This window comes from Ramlibacter sp. MAHUQ-53, assembly GCF_052600055.1.
On sequence record NZ_JBQWTS010000006.1, the window covers coordinates 190,719 to 212,392 of the forward strand.

At 73.3% G+C, this 21,674-nt stretch carries 17 protein-coding genes; 9 read left to right on the plus strand and 8 right to left on the minus strand.

Annotation, left to right across the window (positions count from 1 at the left end):
* The first annotated feature begins 21 nt into the window (after positions 1 to 21).
* Together ACT80S_RS11330 and ACT80S_RS11335 are read left to right on the plus strand one after the other, a co-directional pair.
* Entirely contained in the window at positions 22 to 963 is a 942-nt protein-coding gene (locus ACT80S_RS11330) for an NAD(P)-dependent oxidoreductase (protein ID WP_377415759.1), read from the plus strand.
* Positions 960 to 2,321 (plus strand): MmgE/PrpD family protein, encoded by a 1,362-nt coding sequence (locus ACT80S_RS11335; protein WP_377415761.1) that lies wholly within the window; start codon positions 960 to 962, stop codon positions 2,319 to 2,321. Before ACT80S_RS11330 ends, ACT80S_RS11335 begins: the two co-directional genes overlap by 4 nt.
* Before the next feature lie 79 nt (positions 2,322 to 2,400).
* On the opposite strand, the gene ACT80S_RS11340 is transcribed toward ACT80S_RS11335, so the two are convergent.
* On the minus strand, positions 2,401 to 3,930 hold the full coding sequence (locus tag ACT80S_RS11340) for a YifB family Mg chelatase-like AAA ATPase (protein ID WP_377415762.1): 1,530 nt from the start codon (positions 3,928 to 3,930) through the stop codon (positions 2,401 to 2,403).
* 217 nt (positions 3,931 to 4,147) lie between these two features.
* Here ACT80S_RS11340 and ACT80S_RS11345 point away from each other — a divergent pair, with 217 nt between their 5' ends.
* From ACT80S_RS11345 to ACT80S_RS11355, 3 genes are read left to right on the plus strand one after another with little or no spacing between them, the layout of a single operon-like run.
* On the plus strand, positions 4,148 to 4,894 hold the full coding sequence (locus ACT80S_RS11345) for a TorF family putative porin (RefSeq protein ID WP_377415764.1): 747 nt from the start codon (positions 4,148 to 4,150) through the stop codon (positions 4,892 to 4,894).
* Between the two features lie 21 nt (positions 4,895 to 4,915).
* Positions 4,916 to 5,254 carry a P-II family nitrogen regulator gene (gene glnK, locus ACT80S_RS11350; protein ID WP_377415766.1) on the plus strand — a complete coding sequence of 113 codons (339 nt, stop codon included), beginning with the start codon at positions 4,916 to 4,918 and terminating at the stop codon, positions 5,252 to 5,254.
* Between the two features lie 25 nt (positions 5,255 to 5,279).
* The gene (locus ACT80S_RS11355) at positions 5,280 to 6,794 is read left to right on the plus strand and encodes an ammonium transporter (RefSeq protein WP_377415767.1); all 1,515 of its coding nucleotides are present in this window, start codon (positions 5,280 to 5,282) and stop codon (positions 6,792 to 6,794) included.
* Positions 6,795 to 6,880: 86 nt separating this feature from the next.
* Here ACT80S_RS11355 and ACT80S_RS11360 read toward each other — a convergent pair whose 3' ends face one another.
* Positions 6,881 to 7,579: a hypothetical protein gene (locus ACT80S_RS11360; protein ID WP_377415769.1), complete on the minus strand. Its 699-nt coding sequence runs from the start codon at positions 7,577 to 7,579 to the stop codon at positions 6,881 to 6,883.
* A gap of 72 nt (positions 7,580 to 7,651) precedes the next feature.
* On the opposite strand from ACT80S_RS11360, the gene ACT80S_RS11365 reads away from it, so the two are divergent.
* Genes ACT80S_RS11365 through glcF form a run of 3 tightly spaced genes read left to right on the plus strand, consistent with a single transcriptional unit; the run spans position 7,652 to position 10,933 of the window.
* Positions 7,652 to 8,560 carry an SMP-30/gluconolactonase/LRE family protein gene (locus ACT80S_RS11365; protein ID WP_377415771.1) on the plus strand — a complete coding sequence of 303 codons (909 nt, stop codon included), beginning with the start codon at positions 7,652 to 7,654 and terminating at the stop codon, positions 8,558 to 8,560.
* Between the two features lie 53 nt (positions 8,561 to 8,613).
* Positions 8,614 to 9,699, plus strand: coding sequence for a glycolate oxidase subunit GlcE (gene glcE / locus ACT80S_RS11370; protein WP_377415773.1), 1,086 nt, complete (start codon positions 8,614 to 8,616; stop codon positions 9,697 to 9,699).
* A gap of 10 nt (positions 9,700 to 9,709) precedes the next feature.
* Positions 9,710 to 10,933, plus strand: coding sequence for a glycolate oxidase subunit GlcF (gene glcF / locus ACT80S_RS11375; protein ID WP_377415774.1), 1,224 nt, complete (start codon positions 9,710 to 9,712; stop codon positions 10,931 to 10,933).
* Here the strand turns inward: glcF and ACT80S_RS11380 are convergent.
* Entirely contained in the window at positions 10,870 to 11,217 is a 348-nt protein-coding gene (locus ACT80S_RS11380) for a DUF2917 domain-containing protein (protein ID WP_377415776.1), read from the minus strand. The genes glcF and ACT80S_RS11380 overlap by 64 nt on opposite strands.
* A gap of 192 nt (positions 11,218 to 11,409) precedes the next feature.
* Here ACT80S_RS11380 and ACT80S_RS11385 point away from each other — a divergent pair, with 192 nt between their 5' ends.
* Positions 11,410 to 12,861 carry an aminotransferase-like domain-containing protein gene (locus tag ACT80S_RS11385; protein ID WP_377415778.1) on the plus strand — a complete coding sequence of 484 codons (1,452 nt, stop codon included), beginning with the start codon at positions 11,410 to 11,412 and terminating at the stop codon, positions 12,859 to 12,861.
* A 51-nt stretch (positions 12,862 to 12,912) separates the two neighbouring features.
* Here ACT80S_RS11385 and ilvB read toward each other — a convergent pair whose 3' ends face one another.
* The 5 genes from ilvB to ACT80S_RS11410 all read right to left on the minus strand — a co-directional run bounded on the left by ilvB (position 12,913) and on the right by ACT80S_RS11410 (position 21,574).
* Positions 12,913 to 14,685: a biosynthetic-type acetolactate synthase large subunit gene (ilvB, locus tag ACT80S_RS11390; RefSeq protein ID WP_377415779.1), complete on the minus strand. Its 1,773-nt coding sequence runs from the start codon at positions 14,683 to 14,685 to the stop codon at positions 12,913 to 12,915.
* Positions 14,686 to 14,798: 113 nt separating this feature from the next.
* Positions 14,799 to 17,525 carry a response regulator gene (locus ACT80S_RS11395; protein ID WP_377415780.1) on the minus strand — a complete coding sequence of 909 codons (2,727 nt, stop codon included), beginning with the start codon at positions 17,523 to 17,525 and terminating at the stop codon, positions 14,799 to 14,801.
* A gap of 89 nt (positions 17,526 to 17,614) precedes the next feature.
* On the minus strand, positions 17,615 to 18,925 hold the full coding sequence (locus tag ACT80S_RS11400; RefSeq protein ID WP_377415782.1) for a M16 family metallopeptidase: 1,311 nt from the start codon (positions 18,923 to 18,925) through the stop codon (positions 17,615 to 17,617).
* A gap of 73 nt (positions 18,926 to 18,998) precedes the next feature.
* Entirely contained in the window at positions 18,999 to 20,072 is a 1,074-nt protein-coding gene (locus ACT80S_RS11405) for an alcohol dehydrogenase (RefSeq protein ID WP_377415784.1), read from the minus strand.
* The gene (locus ACT80S_RS11410; protein WP_377415786.1) at positions 20,069 to 21,574 is read right to left on the minus strand and encodes an aldehyde dehydrogenase family protein; all 1,506 of its coding nucleotides are present in this window, start codon (positions 21,572 to 21,574) and stop codon (positions 20,069 to 20,071) included. Before ACT80S_RS11410 ends, ACT80S_RS11405 begins: the two co-directional genes overlap by 4 nt.
* Between the last annotated feature and the right edge of the window lie 100 nt (positions 21,575 to 21,674).

Consider the following 21,674-nt stretch of genomic DNA (forward strand, 5'->3'; position numbering starts at 1 on the left):
TTTTCGAAGGAAGGACCGACGATGGGAATCGACATCGGCTTCATCGGCCTGGGCGTCATGGGCGCCCCGATGGCCACGCACCTGGCGCGCGCCGGCCACCGGCTGACGCTGCTGGATGCCCAGGAGGGCGTGGCCCGCGACCTGGCCGCCCGCCTGGGCGCGCCGGCGCAGGCCGTGCGCACGCCGCGCGAGGTGGCGCAGCACAGCGACGTGATCATCACCATGCTGCCCAATGGCCAGGTGGTGCAGCAGGTGGTGCTGGGCGAGGAGGGCGTGCTGCACGGGCTGCGCCCGGGGGCGCTGCTGCTGGACACATCCAGCTGCGAGCCCTGGCTCACCGAGCAGACCGCCCGCGCGCTGGCCGGGCGCGGCGCCACCATGGTCGACGCGCCGGTCTCCGGCGCGGCCTGGGGCGCGCAGGACGCCAAGCTGGTCTTCATGGTCGGCGGCGCCGACGCCGACGTGGCCCGCGTGCGCCCGCTGCTGGACGTGATGGGCCGCGCGGTCTTCCACCTCGGCGGCCTGGGCTGCGGCCATGCGATGAAGTGCATCAACAACTGCATCACCGCGATCACGCTGGCCAACACCGCCGAGGGCCTGGTGGCCGGCAAGCGCTACGGCCTCGACCCGAAGGTGATGGTCGATGTGCTCAATGAATCCACCGGCGGCTCGTGGATCACCCAGACCCACTTCAACCAGCGCGTCTTCAACCGCGCCTTCGACGACCCGTTCAAGCTGGAGCTGATGCTCAAGGACGTGGGCATCGCGGTCGAACTCGCCCGCGAGACCGCGTCCGCCGTGCCGATCTGGGGGCTGGGCCAGCAACTCTGGCGCATGGCCGACCGGGCCGCCGGGCCCGGCGCCAGCGTGAGCGAGCTGGTGCGCTGGGTCGAGAACCAGTCCGGCACCGAGCTCACGCCGGGAGCCGAGCCCCGGCAGGCCGCACGCGGGGGAGCGGCATGACGCCCGAGCAGTCCCTCGCCCGCTTCGTCACCGGGCTGCAGGCCGGCGACGTCGAGCCGCAGGCCCTGCGCACCACCCGCCGTGTGCTGATGGCGGCCCTGGGCACCGGCATCGCCGGCGCCGGCGAGGACGGCATCGCCGCCCTGCGCCAGCTGCTCGTCGACCGCGGCGGCAAGGCCGAGGCCCGCAGCCTGGTGTTCGGCGACGCCCTGCCGGCGGTGGTGGCGGCGCAGCTCAATGGCACGATGTGCCGCGCCCTGGACTACTGCGACGCGATGGCGCCCGGCATCCACATCGGCTCCTCGCTGGTGCCGGCGGCGCTGGCCGCCGCCGAACTGGCGGGCGGCTGCAGCGGCGAGACCTTCCTGGCCGCCCTGGTGGCGGGCTGCGAACTCGGCGCCCGCTTCAACCTCACCGAGGCCATGTACGACGGCTTCGACCCGACGGGCGTGGCCATCGTCTTCCCGGCCACCGCCGCCGCGGCGCGCGTCCTCGGCCTCGACGAGAAGCAGACGCTCAACGCCCTGGGCCTGGCCTTCAACCGCTGCGGCGGCAGCTTCCAGAGCAACATCGACGGCACCCTGGCCGTGCGCGTGATCCAGGGCTGGGTGGCCGCCATCGGCGTCGAGTGCGCGCAGATGGCCCGGGCCGGCCTCACCGGGCCGCGCAACTTCCTGGGCGGGGTCTATGGCTACGCCCACCTGTACGGCCGTGGGCAGCTCCAGCCGGCCGATGTCGTCGCGGGCCTGGGCCAGGAGTGGCGCCTGAACCGCATGATGTTCAAGAAGTACCCCAGCTGCGGCGCCACCCAGGGCCTGACCGAGCTGACGCTGCAGCTGGTGCGCGAGCTGTCGCTCACGCCGGACCAGGTGCGCAGCGCCGAGGTGCGGCTCAACCCGTACTGCCACCGCCTGGTGGGCCATGAATTCGAGATGGGCGACAACCCGCGGGTGAACGCGCAGTTCAGCGTGCAGTACTGCGTGGCCAACGCCATCGTGCGCGGCGACTCGCAGCTGGCCCACTTCCGTCCCGAGCAGGTGGCCGATGACGCGGTGCTGGCCCTGGCCCGCCGCGTCAGCGCGGTGGCCGACCCGGCGCTCGATGCGCGCGGGCACTCGTCGGTCGACGTCACCCTCGTCACCGCCGACGGCCAGTCCCATGTGCGCACGCTGGACATCGCGCCCGGCTACCCGGGCAATGAGCTGGACGACGACCAGCACCAGAAGCGCTTCCGCGATTGCATGGCCTATGCCGCCCACCCGCTGGCGGCGTCGCAGGTGGACGCCCTGCTCACCGCCATCGAGCGGCTGCACGAGCTGCGCGACGTGCGCGACCTGCTCCGGCACCTCGTCGCCTGAGGCGGGCCGGCGCGCCCGGGCCGGGGCCCCTTCGGGGGGCTGCGCCCGGCGCGCCGCGAAATGCGCCGGGGGGCGCGACTCAGTCCCGCGCCGCCGCCAGCGCCCGCCGGTACTGCGCCGCCTCGGCCACGTGCGCCACCTGCACCTCGGCCGAGGCCTCGAGGTCGGCGATGGTGCGTGCCACCTTCAGCGCCCGGTGGGTGGCGCGCGCGCTCCAGGCGAGCCGGGTCGCGGCCTGCTGCAGGAAGGCGGCGGCCGCGGGCTGCAGGCGGGCCTGCGCGTCGATCTCCCGCCCCTGCAGCGCCTGGTTGGCGCAGCCCTGGCGGGCCACCGCCCGTTCGCGGGCGGCGGTGCAGCGTTCGCGCACGGCGCATGAGGCCTCCCCGGGCGGCGCCTGCACCAGCGCCTTCGGCGCCAGCGCCGGCACCTCCACCTGCAGGTCGATGCGATCGAGCAGCGGCCCGCTCAGGCGGGACTGGTAGCGCGCCACCTGCTCGCCGGTGCAGCGGCAGGCGCGCTGCGCCGCGCCCAGCCAGCCGCAGGGGCAGGGGTTCATCGCGCCCACCAGCTGGAAGCGCGCCGGGAACAGCGCCTGCCGCGCGGCGCGCGAGATGCGGATCTGTCCCGTCTCCAGCGGCTCGCGCAGGGCCTCCAGCGTGCTGCGCGGGAACTCGGGCAACTCGTCCAGGAAGAGGACCCCGTGGTGCGCCAGCGAGACCTCCCCCGGCCGGGGCGGCGAGCCGCCGCCCACCAGGGCCGCCGGGCTGGCCGAGTGGTGCGGGGCGCAGGTGCGCCGCTGCGACCAGTGCGCCGGGTCGAAGCCGCCGCACAGGCTGGCCACTGCGGCGCTTTCCAGCGCCTCCTGCGCGGTCATGGGCGGCAGCAGGCCGGCCAGGCGCTGCGCCAGCATCGACTTGCCCGAACCCGGCGGCCCCACCAGCAGCAGGCTGTGGCCGCCCGCCGCGGCGATCTCCAGGGCCCGGCGCGCCCCGTGCTGTCCCTTCACGTCGGCCAGGTCCGGCGCCTGCGCCGCGGCCTGCGCCGGCGGCGGGCCGGGCCGGGCCCAGCCCTCGCCGGGGTCCGCCGGCCCGCCCGGGCGGAAGCGCCGGACCACGTCCATCAGGTGCCGGGCCCGCCACACCGCGGCGCCGGGCACCAGGGCCGCCTCCTCCGCGCTGCCCGGGGGCAGCACCAGCTGCACCCGTTCGCCCTGGCCCTGCAGGGCCAGGCTCATGGCCAGGGCGCCGCGCACCGGCCGCAGTTCGCCCGACAGCGAGAGCTCGCCGGCGAACTCGTGCCCCGCCAGGGCGGACGGGTCCACCTGCCCGCTGGCCGCCAGCAGGCCCAGCGCGATCGGCAGGTCGAACCGGCCCGAGTCCTTGGGCAGGTCGGCCGGCGCCAGGTTGACGGTGATGCGCCGGTTGTGGGGGAACTCCAGACCGCAGGTCGCCAGGGCGGCCCGTACCCGCTCGCGGGCCTCGCGCACCTCCATCTCCGCCAGGCCCACCAGCGTGAAACCGGGCAGGCCGTTGGCCAGGTGGACTTCCACCGCCACCGGCTCGGCCCGCAGGCCCACCAGGGCGCGGCTATGCACCAAACAAAGGCTCATGGCGGCCTCCTCCCCAGATCAGTGCGCCTCGGTCCCGGGCGCACGTTTCCCATTGAAATTGCACCGATTTGGTTCATGTTTCGGTGCGCGCCGGTGCCGTCCAGGTGCGGCCGGGACCGCCGGGGCGCGTCCGTACAACCTGCTGCCCGGGTGGCACGGGTCATGCTTAAAGGTGCTGCCAACCTTTTCAACCATCAACGGATCAACGGAGAAGACCATGAAGCTGAAAGCCACCGTCCTGCTGTCCACCCTCGCGCTGTCGGGCGCCGTGTTCGCCCAGACCAAGGCTCCCGAGCCCGACTACACCCTGTCGTTCAATGCCGGCGTGGTCACCGACTACCGTTACCGTGGCATCTCCCAGACCCGCCTGAAGCCCGCCGTGCAGGCCGGCGCCGACCTGGGTCACAGCAGCGGCCTGTACCTGGGCACCTGGGCCACCAACATCAAGTGGATCAAGGACTCCGGCGCCACCGACGGCAGCATCGAGCTGGACATCTACGGCGGCTACAAGGGCACCGCGGGCGACATCGGCTACGACGTCGGCTTCCTGCGCTACGAGTACGTCGGCAACAAGCTGGGCAACGTCCCCGGCTTCGCCAACGCCAACACCAACGAGCTGTACGCCGCCGTCACCGTCGGCCCGTTCACCGCCAAGTACTCGCACAGCGTCTCCAACCTGTTCGGCTACCTCGACAGCAAGAACAGCCAGTACCTCGACATCAACGCCACCTTCGACCTGGGCGGCGGCTGGACGGTGACCCCGCACGTGGGCCGCCAGGTGATCAAGAACAACGAGGCCTACAACTACACCGACTACTCGGTGACCCTGGGCAAGGACCTGGGCAACGGCCTGTCCGCCTCGCTGATGCTGGTGGACACCACCGCCAAGGAAGCCCTGTACACCTGGGGCGGCAAGTACGTCGGCAAGGCCGGCGCCGTGGCCGGCGTCAAGTACAGCTTCTGAGCCCCCCACCGAGGACATCCCATGAAACTCGTTTCCGCCATCATCAAGCCGTTCAAGCTGGACGAGGTGCGTGAAGCCCTCTCCGGCATCGGCGTGCAGGGCATCACCGTCACCGAGGTCAAGGGCTTCGGCCGCCAGAAGGGCCACACCGAGCTGTATCGCGGCGCGGAGTACGTGGTCGACTTCCTGCCCAAGGTGAAGATCGAGGCCGCCGTGGCCGACGACCTCGTCGAGCGCGTCATCGAAGCCGTCGAGGGCGCCGCCCGCACCGGCAAGATCGGCGACGGCAAGATCTTCGTCTACGACCTCGAGCAGGTCGTCCGCATCCGCACCGGCGAGACCGGCAAGGAAGCCCTCTAATCCCCCTCACGGAAAGCAAGCAACCATGAAGAAGCTTCTTGCCAGCCTGGCCCTGGGCCTGGCTTTCCTGACCGGTGGCGGCGCCGCACTGGCGCAGGCCCCCGCCGCGCCGGCCGCAGCCGCCGCCAAGGCGGAGACGGCAGCGCCCGCGGCCGCCCCCGCCGCTGCCGCCGCGACCGCACCGGCCGCCGCCGCCGAGCCTGCCAAGGCCGAGGCCGCCCCGGCGCCCACCCCCAACAAGGGCGACACGGCCTTCCTGACCGTGTCCACCCTGCTGGTGATCCTCATGACCCTGCCCGGCCTGGCCCTGTTCTACGGCGGCCTGGTGCGCAGCAAGAACATGCTGTCCGTGCTGATGCAGGTCTTCGTCGTCGCCTCGCTGGTCTACGTGCTGTGGGTCATCTACGGCTACAGCGTGGCGTTCACCGGCGGCAACGCGTTCCTGGGCGGCTTCGACAAGCTGTTCCTCAAGGGCGTGACGCCGGAGTCCGTGTCGGCCACCTTCAGCAAGGGCGTGGTCGTGCCGGAGCTGTCCTTCGTCGCCTTCCAGGCCACCTTCGCGGCCATCACCTGCGCGCTGATCGTCGGCGCCTTCGCCGAGCGCATCAAGTTCTCCGCGGTGCTGCTGTTCGTGGTGATCTGGTTCACGTTCGCCTACCTGCCGGTCGCGCACATGGTCTGGTACTGGGACGGCCCGGACGCCATCACCGACGCCGCTTCGTATGACAAGGTCGTCGCCGCCGCCGGCTGGCTGTGGGCCAAGGGCGCGCTGGACTTCGCCGGCGGCACCGTGGTGCACATCAACGCCGGTATCGCCGGCCTGGTGGGTGCCTACGTCATCGGCAAGCGCATCGGCTACGGCCGTGAGTCCCTCACGCCGCACAGCCTGACCCTGACCATGGTCGGCGCCTCGCTGCTGTGGGTGGGCTGGTTCGGCTTCAACGCCGGCTCCAACCTGGAAGCCACCGGCGTCGCCGCCCTGGCCTTCGTGAACACCCTGGTCGCCACCGGCGCCGCCACCCTGTCCTGGATCGCCGGCGAGGCGCTGTCCAAGGGCAAGGCCTCGATGCTGGGTGCCGCCTCCGGCGCCGTCGCCGGCCTGGTGGTGATCACCCCGGCCGCCGGCTTCGTCGGCCCGATGGGCGCCATCGTGATGGGCCTGATCGCCGGCCTGGTGTGCCTGTGGGGCGTCAACGGCCTCAAGCGCATGCTCGGCGCCGACGACTCCCTGGACGTGTTCGGCGTCCACGGCGTGGGCGGCATCCTGGGTGCGCTGCTGACCGGCGTGTTCGCCGCGCCCTCCCTGGGCGGCACCGGCATCTACGACTACGTCGCCAACAAGGTCGGCGAGGAGTACTCGATCGCCTCCCAGGTCTGGATCCAGTTCCAGGGCGTGATCACCACCGTGATCTGGTCGGCCGTCGTCTCCTTCGTGGCCTACAAGGTGGTGGACCTCCTGGTCGGCCTGCGCGTCTCCGAAGAGGAAGAGCGCGAAGGCCTGGACATCAGCAGCCACGGCGAGACCGCCTACCACCGCTGATCCCTCCTGCCAGGACCCGGTTTCTCCAAGCCTCCAAGGCCCGCTTCGGCGGGCCTTTTTTTCGTGCGTTGCCTGCCGCGCCGGCCTCAGGCGGCGGGGGCGGCGCCGGCGGCCGTGGGCAGCGTCAGCACCAGGCGGTCGCCGTCGCTTTCCAGGCCGATGCCCTCTGAGCGCGCCAGCGCCTCGAGCTCCTCGCGGCGCAGCGGCCGGTAGGCCGGGGGCGTGTCCATGCCGGCCGAGCCCTCGCCGGGGGCCAGCGCCAGCGCCAGCCGCGCGAGCCCCGGCTCCACCTGTGCGCGCAGGCGCACGTCGGCCGGCGCGCCCGCGCGGTCGGTGAGCCACAGCAGGCAGGCCGGCAGCAGGTAGCGCAGGCCGGCGCGGGCCACCGGGCTGTCCGCGCCCGCGGTCTCGTCGTGCAGCGTGAAGCCGCGAAAGCCCAGGCTGCCCCGCAGCAGGGCGACTGTCTCGGCGACGGCCTCGTGCAGCGCCCGTGTGCCGGGCTCGGGGGCGAGCCAGGCGATCAGGTCGAGGCTGGACTGCACCGCCGCGCGCGACGCGTCCACCAGCCGGGTCACGCCCTCGCGCAGCGCCGGCAGCTCGGGCGCGGGCGCGGCGATGCGCCGCTCCAGCACGCCGCCCACCATGGCGATCGGCTGCAGGTGCGCCACGGCCTCGTGGCGCAGCGACGGCGCCAGGCGCCGCAGCAGGGCGTGGCGCGCGGCCTCCACGCGCAGCGCGTCGTCGTTGCCGGAGGGGACAGGGGAGGGGGCGGGGCGGTCGGTCATCGTGGAACAATCCCGGGGCCATGTTAAGCGCCGGCCTGCGCGCGCCGGTGTGCACAATCCACGCCTTTGCCCATGAACACGCATCCCTGGAACTCCCTGCCCGCGTCGCCCGACGCGCTGGGCGAATCGCCGTTCTGGCACCCCGCCGAACGCAGGCTGTACTGGGTCGACACGCCGGGCGCCCGGGTGCGCCGGGCCGACCCCGCCACCGGCGAGGTGCAGGACTGGGCGATGCCCTCGGAGCCGGGATGCATCGCGCCGGCGCGCTCCGGCGGCCTGGTCATCGCCCTGCGTGACGGCATCTGGCGCGCCCGCGCCTGGGGCGGCGCCCTGGAGCGCCTGGCCCCCGCGCCGCACGACACCGCCACCATGCGCTTCAACGACGGCAAGGCCGATCCCCTGGGCCGCTTCTGGGCCGGCAACCTCTACGAGCCCAAGGACCAGGCCGCGGCCGCCCTGTACTGCCTGGAAGGCGGCGCGCTGCGCCGCATGGCGGGCGGGGCCACCACCGCCAACGGCCTGGCCTTCGCGCCCGACGCCCGCACCGTGTACTGGGCCGACACCCCCGCCCACACCGTGCGCGCCTGGGACTGGGACGCCGCCGCCAACACGCTCTCGGGCGAGCGCGAGTTCCTGCGCTTTCCCGCCAAGCCCGCCGGCTGGCAGCCCGGTGACGCGGGCTACGGCGGCCGCCCCGACGGCGCGGCCGTCGACGCCGAGGGCAACTACTGGTGCGCGATGTTCGAAGGCGCGCGCCTGCTGCAGTTCTCGCCGCAGGGCCGGCTGCTGCGGGACCTCGCGGTGCCCGCGCGCTGCCCCACGATGCCCTGCTTCGGCGGGGACGACCTGCGCACCCTCTACCTCACCAGCGCCCGCAAGGGCCGCCCCGCCGGCGAGCTGGCCGAGCTCCCGCTGTCCGGCCGCGTGCTGTGGCTGCGGGTCGACGTCCCCGGCCGGCCGGTGGACTTCGCCGACGCCTGACACCTGTTTCCCCTCGGGTGCGGCCGGGGCCGCGCCGCTTACCATCTCGCCCCATGGAACCCGCCCTGCTCGCCCTCACCGACCGCATCCGCGCCGCCGCCGCCGCGCGCCAGCCGCTTCGCATCCGGGGCGGCGGCAGCAAGGACTTCTACGGCGAGCCCGGCGCGCCGGGCGAGGTGCTCTCCACCCGCGAGCTCACCGGCATCGTCAGCTACGAGCCCAGCGAGCTGGTGGTCACCGTGCGCGCCGGCACGCCGCTGGCCGAACTGGAGGCCGCGCTCGCCGCGCAGGGCCAGTGCCTGCCGTTCGAGCCGCCCCACTTCGGCGGCGGCGCCACCGTCGGCGGCATGGTGGCCGCGGGCCTGTCGGGCCCGGCGCGCGCCAGCGTCGGCTCGGTGCGTGACTACGTGCTCGGCGCCACCCTGGTCAATGGCCGGGGCGAGGTGCTGGTGTTCGGCGGCCAGGTGATGAAGAACGTGGCCGGCTATGACGTCTCTCGCCTGCTCGCCGGCTCCATGGGCACGCTGGGCCTGGTCGCCGAGGTGAGCCTCAAGGTGCTGCCCGTCGCGCCCGCCGAGGCCACGCTGCGCTTCGAGATGAAGCAGCAGGAGGCGCTGGACCGCCTCAACGCCTGGGGCGGCCGCCCGCTGCCGCTGAACGCCAGCGATTGGGTCGTCGACAACGGCGTGCCCACCCTGTACCTGCGCCTGCGCGGCGCGGTCGCCGCGGTCCAGGCCGCCTGCCGCAGCCTGGGCGGCGAGCGCGTCGAGGCGGTGGCCGAGGACTGGGCCGCCACCCGCGACCTGAAGCTGCCCTGGTTCGCCGAGCGCGGCGCCCGCGACCTCTGGCGCCTGTCCGTGCCGCAGACCGCGCCCGTGCTCGACCTGCCCGAGGACCCGCTGGTGCAGTGGCACGGCGGCCAGCGCTGGGTGCGCGCCGAGCCGGGCCAGGCCGCGCGCCTGCGCGCCGCGGCCCGGGCCGCGGGCGGCAGCGCCACGCTGTTCCTGCCGGCCGACGCCCAGGCCACTGGCCGCTTCGCGCCGCTGGCCGCGCCCCTGGACCGCATCCACCGTGAACTCAAGCGCGAGTTCGATCCCGCCGGGATCCTCAACCCCGGCCGCCTGTACCCCGATTTCTGAGACGCACCGCATGCAAACCCAGCTCTCGCCCGAGTTCCAGGGCACGCCCGAAGGCCAGGAGGCGGAAGCCATCCTGCGCAAGTGCGTGCATTGCGGCTTCTGCACCGCCACCTGCCCCACCTACCAGCTGTTCGGCGACGAGCTGGACGGGCCGCGCGGCCGCATCTACCTGATCAAGCAGGTCCTCGAGGGCGCGCCGCCCACCGAGAAGACCCAGCTGCACCTGGACCGCTGCCTGACCTGCCGCAACTGCGAGAGCACCTGCCCCAGCGGCGTGCAGTACGGCCACCTGGTGGACATCGGCCGCAAGCTGGTCGACGAGCGCGTGCCGCGCCCCCTGGGCCAGCGCGCGCTGCGCTGGGCGCTGAAGGAGGGCCTGTCCTCCCCGCTGTTCGGCCCGGCGATGAAGATGGGGCAGAAGGTCCGCGGCCTGCTGCCCGCGGCCCTGAAGAAAAAGGTGCCCGCGCCGCAACCGGCCGGTGACTGGCCGTCGCGCAAGCACGCGCGCCAGGTGCTGATGCTCGCCGGCTGCGTGCAGCCCTCGATGGCCCCCAACATCAACACCGCCACCGCCCGCGTGCTCGATGCCGCCGGCGTGCAGGTGGTGGTGGCGCCGACCGCCGGCTGCTGCGGCGCGGTCCGGTTCCACCTGAACGACCAGGACGGCGGCAAGGCCCAGATGCGCGCCAACATCGACGCCTGGTGGCCCTACGTCGAGTCGGGCCAGGTCGAGGCCATCGTCATGAATGCCTCGGGCTGCGGCGTCACGGTCAAGGAGTACGGCCATGTGCTGCGGGACGACCCGGCCTATACCGACAAGGCCCGCCGCATCAGCGAGCTCACCCGGGACCTGAGCGAGCTGCTGCCCTCGCTGGTGCCCGCGCTCAAGGGCCGGGTGAAGGCCGACGCGCGCCTGCTCGCCTACCACCCGCCCTGCACCCTGCAGCATGGCCAGAAGCTGCGCGGCGGCGTCGAGCAGTGGCTCGGCGAGCTGGGCTTCACCGTGCGCGTGGCGGCCAACGAGTCGCACTTGTGCTGCGGCTCGGCCGGCACCTACTCGGTCCTGCAGCCCGGCACCTCCGAGCAGCTGCGGGACCGCAAGCTGGGCCACCTCGGCGCCTTGCAGCCGGCGGCCATCGTCTCGGCCAACATCGGCTGCATCACCCACCTTCAGAGCGGCACCGAGACCCCGGTGCGGCACTGGGTCGAGGTGCTGGACGAAGCGCTGGCCTGAGAGGCTGAAGGGCGCGCGGCCGCCTGACGCGGCGGCGCTGCCGCGGTCGCCGCCTGCGGCGCCTCCAGAACGAAGCGCGCGGCCTCGCCCCGGTCGGCCTCGACCACGGTGCGCGCGCCGTCCAGGCGCAGCGCCTCGCCGGCCTGCAGGAAGTGGTCGGCCGCATCCCCCGAGCGCGTCAGCCAGACCCGCCCGCGCAGCACGCGCAGCACGGTGCCGGCCGCTGCGCGCAGCGTCAGCGGGCGGCCGGGAGGCAGGGTCTGCAGGAAGTCGTGGGCGGACATGGCGGGCTCCTTGGCGGGGCATGGGGGAGCCTTCACTGTCGGCGCTGCGGGCCGCGGGCGACAGGCACAGGCCGGCGCCTTGTGCGCCGGGCCACCCCATCCAGCCGGCCGGACTGTTCGTCCGGATCCGGGCCGATCTGTACCGGTCCTTCCCTTCAAATGCGACCGCCGATTCGACACAATGAACCGGCCATGGACGCCGCCGCCCCCGTCACTGCCGCCGACCTGCCCCTGTACGCCCAGATCGGCCAGCGCATGGCCGGCCTGATCGACGAGCGCGTCTTCAAGGCCGGCCAGAAGCTGCCCTCGGTGCGCGACATCGCCGCGCACAACGGCGTGTCCATCGCCACCGCGGTGCAGGCCTTCCGCTGGCTGGAGGAGCGCCACCTCGTCACCGCCCGGCCCAAGTCGGGCTACTTCGTCACGCCGCGCAGCCGCGGGCCCGCGCTGCCCGCCATGAGCCGGCCGCCGCGCCACAGCCTGGCGGTGGACCGCGCCAGCCGCGCCGACCTGCTCAACGCCCAGGCCAGCGTGCAGGGCGTGAGCTTCGGCGGCGCCTGCCCCAAGGACCCGGTGTTCTTCGACGAATCCCGCGTGCGCATCGCGGTGCAGCGGGCCACCCGCGTGCACCGCCACACCCTGGTCGAATACAGCGACGCGCCCGGGACCCCGGCGCTGCGCGAGGCGGTGGCGCGGCGCGCCCTGCACATGGGGTGCCAGCTCGCCGCCGAGGACATCGTCATCACCGCCGGCTGCATCCATGCGGTGGGCCTGTGCCTGCAGGCGGTGACGAAGCCGGGCGACATCGTGGCGCTGGAGTCGCCCACGCACTTCGGCTTTCTGGACCTGCTCGAGTCGCTGAACCTGCGCGCGCTGGAGATCCCCACCCACCCGCGCGACGGCCTGTCGCTGCAGGCGCTGCAGCTGGCGCTGGACACGCAGCCGGTGAAGGCGGTGCTGGCGGTGCCCACGCTGTCCAACCCCCTGGGCACGGTGATGCGCCATGCCGACAAGCGCGCCCTGGTGGAGATGCTGGCCGCGCGCGAGGTGCCCCTGATCGAGGACGTGATCTTCAACGACCTGCTCGCCTCCGACGAGCGCCGCAAGGCCGCCAAGGCCTTCGACACCGGCGGCTGGGTGATGCTGTGCGGCTCCTTCTCCAAGACCGTGGCGCCCGGCATGCGCCTGGGGTGGGTGGAGGGCGGGCGCTGGAAGGACACCGTGGCCCGCCTCAAGCGGGTGCAGGGCGTGCCCACCAACCCGGTGCTGGAGCATGCGCTGGCCGACCTGCTCACGCAGGGCAGCCACGAGGCCCGCCTGCGCCGCCTGAGCGCGCAGATGAAGGAGCGCCTGGGGGAGGCGCGCCGCATCGTCAGCGAGTCCTTCCCGCGCGGCACGCGGGTCAGCGCGCCGTGGACCGGCTACACGCTGTGGGTCGAGCTGCCCGAGGGCTTCGACACCATGCGGCTGTTCGAGGCCTGCCGCGCCGAGGGGATCATCTTCGGGCCGGGCTCGCTGTTCACCGCGACGGACCGCTTCGGCCACTGCCTGCGACTGAGCTTCGCCGGCACCTGGGGGGACGCCGAGCGCCGCGGGCTGGCGCGCATCGGCGAGCTGGCGCGGACGATGGGGCCGCGGCGCTGAGGCCTGGCGCTGAGGCCCGGCGCTGAAGCCTGGCGCGCCCGGTCCCGGCGCTCAGTCCTCCCGGTACCAGTGCCCGTCCGCCAGCAGGATCTCGTGGTGGCCGCGGCCCGCGGGCATCATCGGGTAGCAGTTCTCCTGCGCGGCGACGCGCACATCCAGGAAGTAGGGGCCTTCCCAGGCCAGGCACTGCGCCAGCGCCCCGGCCAGGTCCTCGGGCCGCTCCACCACGCCTGCGCCCCAGCCGAAGGCCCGCGCCAGCGCCACGAAGTCGGGCAGGGCGGCGTTCCAGCTGTGGCTCAGGCGGTTGCCGTGGATCAGTTCCTGCCACTGGCGCACCATGCCCATGTAGCCGTTGTTCGAGAGCACCACCTTCACCGGCGCGCGGTGCTGCATGGCGGTGGACAGCTCCTGGATGTTCATCAGGATCGAGGCGTCGCCGCTGACGCAGACCGCCAGCGCGCCCGGGTGCGCCACCTGCGCGCCGATCGCCGCCGGCAGGCCGTAGCCCATGGTGCCCGCGCCGCCCGAGGTGAGCCAGCGCCGGGGCCGGTCGAAGCGCAGGTACTGGGCGGCCCACATCTGGTGCTGGCCGACGTCGGTGGAGACGATGGCGTCGCGCCCGGCCAGCTGACGCTGCAGCTCGGACATCAGGCGCTGCGGCAGGATCTGGCCCGGCGCCTCGCGCAAGGCCAGGCAGTCCTGCGCGCGCCAGCGGCCGATGCGGGCCCACCAGTCGCCGCGGTCCGGCGCCGGCCCCGCGGGCAGGTGGGGCGCCAGGGCCGCGAGCACCTCGCCGCAGTCGCCGGCCAGGGCCACGTCCACCGGCACCACCTTGTTGATGTTGCCGGGGTGGATGTCGATGTGGACCTTGCGCGCGCCGGGGCAGAAGTCGGCCAGGCGGCCGGTGATGCGGTCGTCGAAGCGCGCGCCCACGCAGACCACCAGGTCGGCATGGTGCATGGCCAGGTTGGCCTCCAGCGTGCCGTGCATGCCCAGCATGCCCAGGAAGCGCGGGTCCGAGCCGGGGAAGGCGCCCAGGCCCATCAGGGTGAGGGTGGTGGGCAGGTCCCAGGCCCGGGCGAGGGCGGTGAAGGCCTCGCAGGCCGCCGGCCCGGCGTTCACCAGGCCGCCGCCGCCGTACAGCACCGGGCGCCTGGCGCCGGCGATCAGTTCGGCGGCGCGGCGCAGGTCGGCCTCGGCCGGCAGGGCGGGGCGCGCCGCCGGCGGGGCGGGGGTGGCGGGCGAGGGCTCGTCCACGCGCTGCAGCTGCACGTCCTTCGGCACGTCGATCAGCACCGGGCCGGGGCGGCCCGACAGCGCGGTGTGGACCGCGGTGCGCACCGCCTGCGCCACGTCGTTGGCATGCCAGGGCTGGCAGTTCCACTTGGTCACCGGCCGCGACATGCCCAGGGCGTCGCTCTCCTGGAAGGCCTGCGTGCCGATCACCGAGGTCGCCACCTGGCCGCTGATGCACAGCACCGGGATCGAGTCGCTGATCGCGTCGAGCAGGCCGGTCATGGTGTTGCCCACGCCCGGCCCCGAGGTCACCAGCACCACCCCCAGGCGGCCGGTGCTACGGGCATAGCCCTGCGCGGCGTGGACCGCGGCCTGCTCATGGCGCACGAGGATGTGGCGGATCGCGGGCTGGCCGTGCAGCGCGTCATACAGGGGCAGCGCGGCGCCGCCGGGGTAGCCGAAGATCGTGTCCACGCCGCAGGCCACCAGGGTGTCGAGGAGGGTTTCGGCGCCGTTGCGGGAGCGGGCCGCGGGCGTGGCGGGCGGGGCCGCCGGGCGGTCGAGTTCTTGCTGTTCCATGGAGAGCATTGTTCGCCCGGCCGCGCAGAAAGGGCTTCGGAAACGCGTCATGCATCCGGACGGACTCCGAAAATCATTCGGCGATTCCGCCGAAATCCGGATGGATGACCGCGCAAGGCGGCTTATCCGGAAAAACCTCCGGCGCCGGGCCGCGGCTTGAGCCACGCCAGCATGGTCCCGTAGAACTGCTCGGGCTTGCAGGGCTTGGGGATGAAGTCGTTCATGCCCGCCTCCAGGCAGCGGATGCGGTCCTCGGCGAAGGCGTTGGCCGTCATGGCCACCACGGGGATGCCGGCCAGCCCGGGCATGCGGCGCAGGCGACGCGTCGCCTCGAGCCCGTCCACGCGGGGCATCTGCATGTCCATGAGGATCAGGTCGTAGGGGGCTGCGCGCGCCATCTCCAGGGCCTCTTCGCCGTCGCAGGCCAGGTCCACCAGCAGGCCGGCCTCCTTCAGGCGGATGCTGGTCAGCTCGCGGTTGATCGGGTCGTCGTCCGTGACCAGCACGCGGGCGCCGGCGCAGCGCGCGCGCAGGGCCAGCTCGCCGTCTTCCCAGGCCTGTTCGGGCGGGGCCGCCACCTCGCCGGCGGCCTTGCGAAGCCGCACCGTGAACCAGAAGGTGCTGCCCTGGCCCGGCGTGCTCGAGGCCCCGGCCTCGCCGCCCATGAGGTTGGCCAGGCGCTGCGTGATGGCCAGGCCCAGGCCGGTGCCGCCATGCTGGCGGGTGATGGAGTTGTCGGCCTGCTCGAACGCGGCGAACAGGCGGTCCAGGTCCGCCGGGGCGATGCCGGGGCCGGTGTCGGCCACCTCGAAGCGCACCTGCACGCCCTCGTCGTCCTCCGCCGCCAGCAGGGCGCGCAGGGTGACCTTGCCGCGGTGCGTGAACTTGATCGCGTTACCCGCGTAATTGAGCAGGCACTGCTGCACGCGGGTGGCGTCGCCGCACAGGTTGGGGGGCAGGGCCTGCACCTCGCTGGCCAGCTCGAGCTGCTTGGCCGCGGCGCGGTCCTGCAGCATGGAGACCACGTTGGCGATGACCGCGCCGACCTGCATCGGCTGGTCGTCCAGCACGAACTTTCCGGCGTCGATCTTCGACAGGTCCAGCACGTCGTTCACCACCGACAGCAGGTGTTCCGCGGCCGTTTCGATCTTGTCCAGGCGGGCACGCTGGTCGAGCTCCAGGCCGCGCCGGCGCATCAGCTGCGCCATGCCGGTGATGGCATTGAGCGGGGTGCGGATCTCGTGGCTGATGTTGGCGAGGAAGGAGCCCTTGGCCGCGTTCTCCGCGACGGCCCGGGCCTTCTGCTGCTCGAGCCGCTCCAGGGTCTCGTGCTCCTCGCTGGCGTCCTCGATGATGGTCAGCACCAGGCCGGCGGCCTCGCCTGGGTTGAGCGCCTGCATCCGGAAGCGGAACCAGCGCCGCGTCCCGTCCTTGCGCACCAGGGGCATCTCGCGCGAGCTCGTGCCCTCGGCGGCCAGGGCCTCGCGGACCTCGGCGCCCACGGCGAGGAATTCCTCCTCGCTGCCGTACCAGGGGCGCGTGACCTGGTCCTGCAGCTCGCCGGCGTCGTACCCGAGCAGCTCCTCGAGCTTGCGGTTGCAGCTGACCACCCGGCGCTGGCGGCTGACCAGGATGCCCACCGGCGCATGATCGAACAGGGCCTGCAGCTCCTGGTTCGCCACCTCCAGCTCGGCCTGGTAGGCCTGCAGGCGGGCCTGGCTCTCGCGCAGCTCCTGCGTGCGCGCGGCGACCTCGCTCTCCAGGCGGGTATTGCGTTCCTGGACCAGCCGGGCCACCTCGTGCTCGGCCGTCATGTCGCGGAAGACCAGCACCACGCCGGTGATCTGGCCGTCCAGGTTGCGGATCGGGGCGGCGCTGTCGGCGATGGGCCGCTCGACGCCGTCGCGCGCCACCAGCACCGTGTGGTTCGCCAGGCCGCGCACCTCGCCGGTCGCCAGCGCCTCCTGCACCGGGATGGGCGCGGGCTCGCGGGTGTGCTCGTTGATGATGCGGAACACCGTGGCGATCGGCCGGCCCCGGGCTTCCTCGGCGCTCCAGCCCGTCATCGCCTCGGCCACCGGGTTCATGTGGACCAGGCAGGCCCCGGTGTCGGTGGCGATCACGCCGTCGCCGATGGACAGCAGCGTCGCCTGCAGGCTGCGCTCGCTGCGCGCCAGGGCCTGGCGGCTGGCTTCCGTCAGCCCCAGTTGCCGGCGGATCAGGACGTAGGTGGCCGCCAGCAGCGCCAGCACCAGGACGGCCGAGGCCGCGCTCCCGGCCACCACGAGGCGCTGGCGGCTCTGGCGCAGCTCCTGGCGCTCCCGCAGGAGGCGCCGTTCCTCGCCCATCATCGCGTCGAGGATCCCGGCGGCGGCCTGGCGGGTCTGCGCCAGCGGCAGGGTCTGCACGTGCGCGTTGGCCGCCTCGGCGCCGGCGGACCGGCGCACGGCCTCCACCTCGCGGCTGATGGCCAGGCGCTGGGCGATGATTGCGCGCAGCGTCGCGAGCCGGTCTTCCTGCGCCGGGTTGTCGCGGACCAGGGCCTCGACCTGCGCCAGTGACCGCTCGCGGGCATCGGCGAGGCGGTCGCGCTCCTCGATCCGGGCGGGGTCCCCGGACACCCGGAAGCCCTGCGTGGCGAGCTCGATGCGCACGGTGTCGAGCTGGATCCGCCCGAGGTGGTCCAGCACCTCGTAGGTGTGGTTCACCCACTTCGCGGCGTCGGCGGCGTCGGCCGCCACCTTCCAGGTGACGCCGGCCAGGCCGGCAATGAGAACCGCGACGATCCCGAAGATGGCCAGCACCTTGCGCTGGAATCCCCGCAGCTCGAGCGGCAGCAGTTCACTCATGTGTGACTCCGTCCGGCTGGCAGCCCCGGCAGGGCTCCCCGGGCCGGGCTGCCCATCTTACGGAATACGGCGGCGCTGAAGAAGCGCTTTCAGGCGCCCAGGCGCAGGCGCTCCTGGACCTCGCGGGCGGCGCGGGCGGTCGCGCCGGCCCCCACCAGCACCGTCGCCGGCGGGTGGGCCCGCATCGCCTCGAAGGCCTGGCGCAGCGCTTCGGGGCCGATGGCGTCCACCGATTCGATCGCCTCGCGCACGGTGAAGGTGCCGCCGCCGGCCCAGAGCTGGTCGACGCAGCGCTGCAGCATGCGCAGGGGCCGTTCGGCCGTGCGCACCAGGCCCACGCGGACCTGGTTGCGCGCGCGTTCGAAGTCCACCGGCGCGATGCCCTGCGCATGCACGGCCATCAGGCGCGCGAGCTCCCGCGTGAAGGCCTCGACCTTGTCGGGGGTGGTGGTGGCGTCGACCATGAACACGCCGTGCAGGTCGCCGACCTCGGCGGCCGCGCCCACCGAGTAGGCCAGGCCCAGGCGTTCGCGCACGGCGTCCACCAGCGGCGCACTCATGCCGCCGCCGAACAGCGTGGCCGCGAGGCTGGCCAGGTGCGGGTGCTCGGCGCGGCTGGCGGTGGGCCAGGCCACGTTCACCCAGGTCTGCGAGATTCCGGGCAGGCGCCGGGCCTTGGCCTGGCCGCGGTGCGCCGGGGCGCGCGGCGGGGTGCGGCCGGGGGCCTCGCCCGCCGCCGCGGCGGCGAACAGGCGGGCGGCCTGGGCCAGGAAGGCGTCGACGTCGAAGTGGCCGGCGCAGGCCACCACGATGCGGGGCGCGCGGTAGTGCGCGCCGACATGGGCCACCAGGTCGTCGCGGGTGATCGCGCCGATGGTCCCGGGCGTGCCGATGATGGGCCGGCCCATGGGGTGGTCGCCCCACAGCGCGGCGTCCAGCAGCTGGTAGGACAGCTGCTGCGGGTCCTCGTCGTACTCGGTGGCCTCCTGCAGGATCACGTCGCGCTCGCGCTCGATCTCGTCCGCCGGGAAGGTGCTGGCCAGCACGATGTCCGCCAGCAGCTCCAGCATCTGCGGCGCGTGCTCGCCCAGGCCCTCGAGGTAGTAGCAGGTGGCGTCCTTGTCGGTGTAGGCGTTGAGGTCCGCGCCGAGCGACTCGGCGGCCAGGTTGATCGCCTGCACCGTGCGCGTGGCCGTGCCCTTGAAGGCCATGTGCTCCAGGAAGTGGCTCACCCCGGCCTGGGCCGCCGCCTCGTCGCGCGAGCCGGCGCGCACGAAGATGGCGACGCTGGCGCTGGCCAGCTGCGGCATGGGCACCGCCAGCAGGGTCAGGCCGTTGGGCAGGGTCTCGAAGCGGGGCGAGGGGGCGGCCCGGGCGGGGGCGTTCGGGGAGGAGGGCACGCGCGCAGGGGGAAGTGGCGAACGGCCCCGATTTTCCCGCATCCGCGCGCGGTCCGTGCCGCCGCGCGGGAACTCAGGGCGTCAGCACCACCCGGCCCACCGTGCGGCGGGCCTCGAGGTCGTCGATCGCCTCGTTCACCTCCCGCATCGGCCGCGTGCCCACCGGCAGGGGCTGCATGCGGCCCTCGTTGGCGAAGGCCACCAGGGCCTTGAGCTCGTCGAGCGTGCCCACATGCGAGCCGCGGAGGGTGAGGTTGCGCGGCGACAGCAGCGGCAGCGGCACCTCCAGGCTGCCCCCCATCATGCCCACGATGACGATCACCGAACCCTTGACGCTGACGGCCATCGCCAGCGCCGCGGTCTCGCTGGAGCCGACGAAGTCGATGATCCCGCGGATCGGCCCGCCCGCCGCCGCCTTGAGCGCCGATGCCGTGTCCGGCGTGCGCGAGTCGAAGGTGATGCCCGCGCCCTGGCGCCGCGCCGCCTCCAGCTTGGCCGGGTCGATGTCGGCCACCACGGTGGTCGCCTGAGTCACCTGCGGCGCGACCGACAGGCAGGCCAGCCCCAGGCCGCCGGCGCCGATGACCAGGAGGCGGTCGGTCGGCCGCATCGGCGGCATCTTCTTGAGGGCGCCGTAGGCGGTGAGGCCGGAGCAGGCGAAGGTCGCCGCCAGGCGCAGGTCCAGCGCGCCGGTGGGCACCAGGTAGCGTGCCTTGGGCACCAGCACGTGGTCGCTGAAGCCGCCATCGCCCTTGGCGCCCAGGCTGCGCTGGGCTTCGCAGTCGGTGTCGCGCTCCTCCTGGCAGGCCTCGCAGCGACCGCAGCCTATCCAGGGGTAGACCACCACCCGCGTGCCCACCGCCAGCCCCTGTACCTCGGGGCCGACCTCGGCCACCGTGCCGGCGATCTCGTGGCCCAGGGTCATGGGCAGCTTGGCGCCGTATTGCGCCGCGGTCAGGCGCTTGCCGCCGCCCAGGTCGAAGTAGCCGTCACGCAGGTGGATGTCGCTGTGGCACACGCCCGCGGCCTCCACCTTGACCAGCACCTCCTGCCCTTGCGGCCGGGGCCGTTCGCGCAGGCGCAGCTGCAGGGGCTTGCCCCATTCGACCAGCTGGTAGCTTTCCATGGTCTGCATGGCGGCGCTCATGCGAGATTCACCACCACGGATTTCGTCTGCAGGTAGTGGTCCATGTGCTCGGTGCCGGACTCGCGCCCGTAGCCGGACATCTTGTAGCCGCCAAAGGGAATGGCCGGGTCGATCTGCAGGTAGCAGTTGATCCACACCGTGCCGTTGCGAAGCGCGCCGGCCATGCGGTGGGCGCGGCCGATGTCGCGGGTCCATACGCCCGAGCCCAGGCCGTAGGGCGTGTCATTGGCGCGGCGCACCACTTCCTCCTCGGTGTCGAAGGGCATGGCGCTGAGCACCGGGCCGAAGATCTCCTCGCGCACGATGCGCATGCGCTCGTCGGCGTCGGCGAACACGGTGGGCTGCACGAAGCAGCCGCGCCCCAGCGCGCCCTCGGTGAGGCGGCGCCCGCCGGTGATGGTGCGGGCGCCTTCGCGCGGGCCGGCATCGAGGAAGCCGGCAACCTTGTCCAGCTGCTCGGGGGAGGCCAGCGGGCCCAGCTCGGTTGCACGGTCCAGGGGGGAGCCGATCTTCAGCCGGCTGCCGATGTCGGCCACGCGCTGCACGAACTCCTCATAGATCCCGCGCTGCACGAACAGCCGGCTGCCGGCCACGCACAGCTGCCCGCAGTTGGCGAAGATGGCCGCCGCCGCGCCGGCCGCGGCGGCCTCGACGTCGGCATCGGCGAAGACGATGTCGGGCGACTTGCCCCCCAGCTCCAGGGACAGCCGCTTCACGTTGCCGGCGGAGGCGCGCACGATGGCCTGGCCGGTCTCGGTGGAGCCGGTGAAGGCGACCTTGTCCACGCCGGGGTGGGCGGCCAGCGCGGCGCCGGGTTCGCCGTCGCCGGTGACCACGTTCAGCACGCCGTCGGGAAAGCCCGCCTCCTGGATCAATTCCGCGAGCCGGATCGATGACAGGCTGGCCTGCTCCGCCGGCTTGAGCACCAGGGTGCAGCCGGCGGCCAGCGCCGGCGCGATCTTCCACACCGCCTGGGTGGTCGGCCCGTTCCAGGGCGTGATCGCGCCGACCACGCCCACGGGCTCCTTGGTCGTGTACGACAGGAAGGACCCGGGCAGCGAGTTCTCGATGGTCTGGCCCTGCAGCGCGGTGGCCAGGCCGGCGTAGAAGCGGATCATGCCCACCACGCGGTTGCGATTGAGCGTGCTGCGGGAGATCGGCATGCCCATGTCGAGCGTGTCGAGCATGGCGAAGTCATCGTAGTGCGCCTCCACCAGGTCGGCGAACCGCAGCAGCAGGCGCTGGCGTTCAAACGGCTTGGCGCGGTTCCAGCCATTCTCGAAGGCTCGGCGCGCGGCGGTGACGGCGGCGTCCACATCGGCGGCGCTGCCGCGAGCCAGGCGCGCCAGCACCTCCCCGGTGGCCGGGTCGGCGGTCTCGAAGGTCCGGCCCGACAGCGAGGGCACCCAGCGCCCGCCAATGAGCAGGCGCTTGTCCTCGCGGGAAGTGACGAGGGCAGGGCGGGGCAGCGCGCCCGCCGTGGAGTCAGCAGGAGAAAGCATGAGCGATCCTAGTGACGCCTCCGCGCCGCGCACAAGTCAGATTTGGTGAAGAGTGGTTCGGTTTTCCTGAGGCTGCGCCATGCGCGCCGCAGCCTGAACA